Source organism: Flavobacteriales bacterium, from assembly GCA_013214975.1.
Lineage (GTDB): Bacteria > Bacteroidota > Bacteroidia > DT-38 > DT-38 > DT-38.
The window spans coordinates 1-5681 of record JABSPR010000288.1 but is presented as its reverse complement, the minus strand read 5'-3'; the positions used below and the strand labels follow the sequence as shown (position 1 = coordinate 5681).

The 5681-nt window shown below is 36.7% G+C and carries 5 protein-coding genes and 1 pseudogene; all 6 read left to right on the top strand.

Annotated elements, in window-relative coordinates:
- Nucleotides 1-1962, top strand: a 1962-nt coding sequence (locus HRT72_09245) for a UvrD-helicase domain-containing protein (protein ID NQY67889.1), incomplete at its 5' end; no start/stop codon positions are given.
- Nucleotides 1963-2057: 95 nt separating this feature from the next.
- Nucleotides 2058-2681, top strand: a complete 624-nt coding sequence (locus HRT72_09240) for a DUF4290 domain-containing protein (GenBank protein NQY67888.1) — start codon at nt 2058-2060, stop codon at nt 2679-2681.
- Nucleotides 2682-2688: 7 nt separating this feature from the next.
- Nucleotides 2689-3996: a UDP-N-acetylglucosamine 1-carboxyvinyltransferase gene (gene murA / locus HRT72_09235; protein NQY67887.1), complete on the top strand. Its 1308-nt coding sequence runs from the start codon at nt 2689-2691 to the stop codon at nt 3994-3996.
- A gap of 5 nt (nt 3997-4001) precedes the next feature.
- Nucleotides 4002-4547 carry a TlpA family protein disulfide reductase gene (locus HRT72_09230; GenBank protein ID NQY67886.1) on the top strand — a complete coding sequence of 182 codons (546 nt, stop codon included), beginning with the start codon at nt 4002-4004 and terminating at the stop codon, nt 4545-4547.
- A 118-nt stretch (nt 4548-4665) separates the two neighbouring features.
- Nucleotides 4666-5241, top strand: coding sequence for a nucleotide exchange factor GrpE (locus HRT72_09225; GenBank protein NQY67885.1), 576 nt, complete (start codon nt 4666-4668; stop codon nt 5239-5241).
- A 14-nt stretch (nt 5242-5255) separates the two neighbouring features.
- Nucleotides 5256-5681: pseudogene (locus HRT72_09220) on the top strand (DnaJ domain-containing protein).

The window sequence follows — 5681 nt, the reverse complement described above, 5'->3', positions numbered from 1 at the left end:
AGCCTGATTAAAACAATTTTAAAAGAAAAAGGACTGGATGACAAACTCTATAAGCCGAATATTGTTTACAATAGGATTTCAGCTGCGAAAAACAACCTAATTGGCCCTAAATCATATTTGGAAAACCCAGAAATAATGGGGAATGACGAGTCAAGCGGCCGACCTAAAATCGGAGAAATTTATCAAACTTATAATAGACGTTGTTTTAAATCTGGTGCAATGGATTTTGATTATCTTCTTTTTAAAACTAATGTGCTTTTAACTAAGTTTCCTGATGTTCTTTACAAATACCAACACAAGTTTAAACATGTTCTGGTAGATGAATATCAAGATACCAATCACTCGCAATACAGTATTGTTAAGAAACTTGCTGCTTTAAATGAAAACGTTTGTGTAGTTGGTGACGACGCTCAGAGCATCTATAGCTTCCGGGGTGCAAATATTCAGAATATTCTAAATTTCAAAAAGGACTATCCTGATTATACTTTGATAAAGCTAGAGCAAAACTACAGATCAACTAAAGCTATAGTTAATGCAGCAAATAGCATTATCGGAAATAACCGAGATCAAATTGCAAAAGAAATCTGGACGGAAAATCAAGAAGGACAAAAGATCAGCGTTAAAATGTCTTTGACAGACAATGAAGAAGGTTTTAATGTCGCTAGTTCAATCCATGAGACAAACTTGAGAGACCAGGTCAATTTTAATGATTTTGCCATATTATACAGAACAAATGCGCAATCAAGGTCTATGGAGGAGGCCCTTAGAAGATTAAATATTGCGTACCGGGTATACGGAGGACTTTCTTTCTATCAACGAAAAGAAATTAAAGACTTAATGGCCTACTTCCGAATGGCAATTAACCCAAATGACGAAGAGGCACTAAAAAGAGTTATCAATTACCCCGCGAGAGGAATAGGAAAAACTAGCATTGACAAATTGATTGTTGCCTCAAGTGAGATGGACAGAAGTATCTGGCAAGTACTTTTAGATATTAATCATATTGATATTGGGATTAATACGGGAACAAGGAAAAAGATTCAAGAATTCGTAACACTAATTAAAACCTTCAGCCTTAAGTCTGAAGTTGAAGATGCTTACAAACTTGGTATGGATATCGCGAATTCCTCGGGTTTACTAAAAGATTTATACAACGACAGGACTCCTGAAGGCCTGAGTAAACATGAAAACATCCAAGAACTATTAAATGGAATAAAAGACTTTACTGAACAAAACGAAGATCTCGACAGAAAAACGCTGGCCAGTTTTACTCAAGATATTGCTCTTTTAACAGATGCAGATTCAGATGATAAGGAACCAAAAGACAGAGTCTCGTTAATGACAATACATAGTTCAAAGGGTCTTGAATTTCCACATGTCTATATAGTTGGTTTAGAAGAGAATCTATTCCCCTCGCAACTATCAATAAATTCAAGGGCTGAATTAGAAGAAGAGCGCCGTCTTTTTTATGTTGCCGTTACTAGAGCTATGACAAAGGCCTATCTTTCATATGCCACTACACGTTACAGATGGGGAAGCCTCATAAACTGTGAACCGAGTAGGTTTATTGAAGAAATCGATGAGAGATATATTGAAAAAGATATTTCAAAATCTTATCGAAGAGGCCCATTAAATGATGATATTCAGCGAAAAACCATCATAAAGTCAAGCGGATTTCAGAAAAAGGAAATCAAAGAATTTCCAAGTAATAAAGCAACCTTGAATAAGAAATTGATCAAAGTTCAAAGCGCTGTCAAATCACAAAAAACTAATTCCGATTTTAAAGAAAGTGACTTAAGTGGGCTAGCTCAAGGAATGAAAATAGAACATGAAAGATTCGGAAGAGGCATTGTAATTAAATTAGAAGGAGAATACCCAAATACAAAAGCTTCAGTAGAGTTCGAAGGCGTGGGTAAAAAGCAGCTACTTTTAAAATTTGCCAAGCTGAGAATCCTTAATTAAAATATTACGTATGAATAAAAAATATAACTACTTTTACTTTTCCTCAATGCCGATACAAGGCATACTAGACATTGGATAAATTAGCACAAACTATAATGGAATACAATTCAGTAAGATCAAGATTAATTATACCAGAGTATGGAAGACATTTCCAGAAATTGGTAGAACATGCCATCAGCATAAAAGATGATGAAGAAAGGGCAAAATTAGCAACAGCGATTGTAGATAAGATGGGACAACTGAACCCACATTTAAAAGATGCTGATGACTACAAACATAAATTATGGGACCACCTACACATCATAGCTGATTACAAACTTGAAGTTGAATCTCCTTTTCTAAAGCCAAATCCTAAAGATGTTAAGAAATATGAGCGTCTAGCTTATTCTAAAAACAACATCAAATACAAACATTACGGAAGGGCCATTGAATCACTTATAGCAGCTGCTATTAAGTATGAGGATGGTGAAGAAAAAGATGCGTTGGTTGCATCTATTTGTAATCAAATGAAAAAGTTCTTTGTAACGTGGAATAGAAATACTGTCAATGACGAGTTGATATTCAAGCAATTGGGCCTTTTGTCTGATGATAAATTAAAACCTAGCAAAAATTTAGTTTTAATGGACACTAGCTCTTTAGTGAATCCGAATGTCAGACCCCCACAAAGAAAGAATAAAGGAAAGAACCAAGGTCGTTATAAGTACAGCCGAAAGAAATAAGCATTAAATGGCAAGTTTTGAAATTAATGGAGGAAATAGACTTAGAGGAGATCTAATCCCCCAAGGTGCTAAAAACGAAGCACTACAAATACTCTGTGCAGTATTGTTAACACCAGACAGAGTTGTTATTAAAAACATCCCTAACATCTTAGATGTACGAAACCTAATCGATCTTTTAGGAAGCTTAGGAGTGAAAGTGGAGAAAATCTCTGATTCTGAATTTGCGTTCGAAGCATCTGACGTTAATACAGACTTGTTAGATTCAGATGAAGTAATGCAAAAAGGTTCTCAACTAAGGGGAACGATTATGACGGCGGGGCCGATGCTCGCTCGATTCGGAAAAGCGATAATCCCTAGCCTGGGAGGAGACAAAATCGGTCGTAGAAGATTAGATACCCACTTTATTGGATTTGAAAAGCTCGGAGCGAAGTTTGTCTACAACGATGCAAACGGCGAATTTGTGGTTACCGGTAAAAACCTAAAAGGCTCTTACATGCTATTAGGTGAAGCTTCGGTTACAGGAACAGCAAATATTCTAATGGCATCTGTATTAGCTGAAGGCAGAACGCAAATATATAATGCTGCTTGCGAGCCTTACATTCAACAACTAAGTAAGATGTTGAACAGAATGGGCGCCAATATTTCAGGAATTGGCTCCAACCTTCTAACTATTGAAGGCGTTTCTTCGCTAACAGGATGTGAGCACACGATATTACCTGACATGATTGAGATTGGAAGTTTTATTGGTTTGGCTGCGATGACTCAATCCGAAATCACGATTAAAGATGTCGCATATCAAGAGCTTGGAGTTATACCAGAAACATTTAAAAAACTTGGCATCAATCTTGAACTAAAGGGTGATGACATATTTGTTCCAGAGCAAGAAAGCTACTCGATTAACACTTTTATCGACGGTTCCGTTCTTACCATTGCAGATTCGACATGGCCAGGACTTACACCCGATTTATTGAGTATCATTTTAGTTGTAGCTACTCAAGCAAATGGAAGTGTCTTAATTCATCAAAAAATGTTTGAAAGCAGACTTTTCTTTGTTGATAAACTAATTGATATGGGTGCCAAGATTATCTTATGCGATCCTCATAGAGCTAGTGTATTTGGGATTAACAAAGAATATAGATTGAGAGGTATTTCTATGACATCGCCAGATATTAGAGCTGGAGTTTCATTATTGATTGCCGCGCTTTCTGCAAAAGGGAAAAGTACTATTCATAATATTGAACAAATCGATAGAGGTTACCAAGACATTGATACAAGACTAAATGCCATCGGTGCTGATATAAAAAGGATTAATTAAAGATTATGTTTAAAAAGCTAATCATATTGGCCATTCTAGTTGCATGCTCATTCGGATTTACAAATTCGATTAAAAGCTCTGCAGCCGAACCAAGAACGATAGGTATTAATATTGGAAATATCGCTCCAGAACTTTCCTACAAAGACCCTAACGGGAAAGTTATCTCTTTATCCTCATTAAAAGGAAAGCTTGTTCTCATTGATTTCTGGGCTTCATGGTGTGGACCTTGCAGAAGAGAAAATCCAAACATTGTATCTGCTTATAAAAAATACTCAGCCGCAAAGTTTAAATCCGCAAAGGGATTTGAAATTTATAGTTTATCATTGGATCAAGACATGAATAGATGGAAGGCAGCAATAGCACAAGACCATTTAGACTGGAATACTCATGTAAGTGATTTAGGTGGGTGGAGATCTGCTGGTGCAGCACAATATGGGGTAAGAAGCATTCCAACTTCCTTTTTAATTGACGAAAACGGTATAATAATAGCTAAAAACCTAAGGGGTACTGTATTACATCAAGAATTGGATAAACACGTAAAATCCTTTTAACTCTGCCTTAAAAAAAATCTTAATAAAATTAACAAGTCACTCATCTGACAATTTGTCGTAATTCGATTAATTGGCAAACAAATTGACTAGCACAAAACATTGATTTAAAACACTACAAATGTCGGATAGCAAAGAACAAGAGGAGTTAGAAAAAGAAGAACTCAACGTAGAGAATATAAGGGAAACTTCGGAAGAAGAAACGAGTACAGAAGAAATAGAGGAAGAAGTAGTTGAAGAAGTAGTTGAAGAAAAAACACCTGAACAAGAGCTCGCTGAACTAAACGATAAATACCTAAGACTTTATTCCGATTTCGACAATTTCCGAAGAAGAACAGCAAAAGAGCGACTAGAGCTGATGGGTACGGCATCATCAGATGTTATGAGTTCTTTATTACCGGTAATGGATGATTTTGATAGAGCTTTTAAAGCCCTGGAAGATAAAACTGGTGATATGGATAACTTTAAAGAAGGTATAATATTAATCCATGAAAAATTCAGAAAGGCACTATTAGAAAAAGGTTTAGAAGAAATGAATAGCATGGGTAAAGAATTCGATGCTGACATGTACGAGGCAGTTACCTCTATTCCATCACCTACCAAGGATGATAAAGGAAAGGTGCTTGATGTCTTAGAGAAAGGATATTCTATAAGTGGTAAAATTATTCGTTTTGCCAAAGTTGTTGTTGGAGCATAAATAGATCAGTTGCTATGGCTAAAAGAGATTTTTACGAAGTATTAGGGGTACAAAAAGGTGCCAGTGAGAGTGAAATTAAAAAGGCCTATCGGAAAATGGCTATTAAGTAGCACCCGGATAAAAACCCGGATGATGCCTCAGCGGAGGATAAATTTAAAGAAGCCGCAGAAGCATATGAAATACTAAGCAACCCTGAAAAAAAACAACGATACGACCAATTTGGTCATGCCGGAATGGGCGGTGCTGCTGGCGGGGGTGGATTCCATGGGGGCATGAATATGGATGACATATTTAGTCAATTCGGCGACATCTTTGGAGGTGGCGGCGGAGGATTTGGTGGCTTCGGTGGCGGAGGCGGGCAAAGAGGCCGAAGAGTGAATAGAGGCTCAAACCTCCGGATAAAAATAAAAATTACACTTGAAGAAGTCGCAACTGGTGTT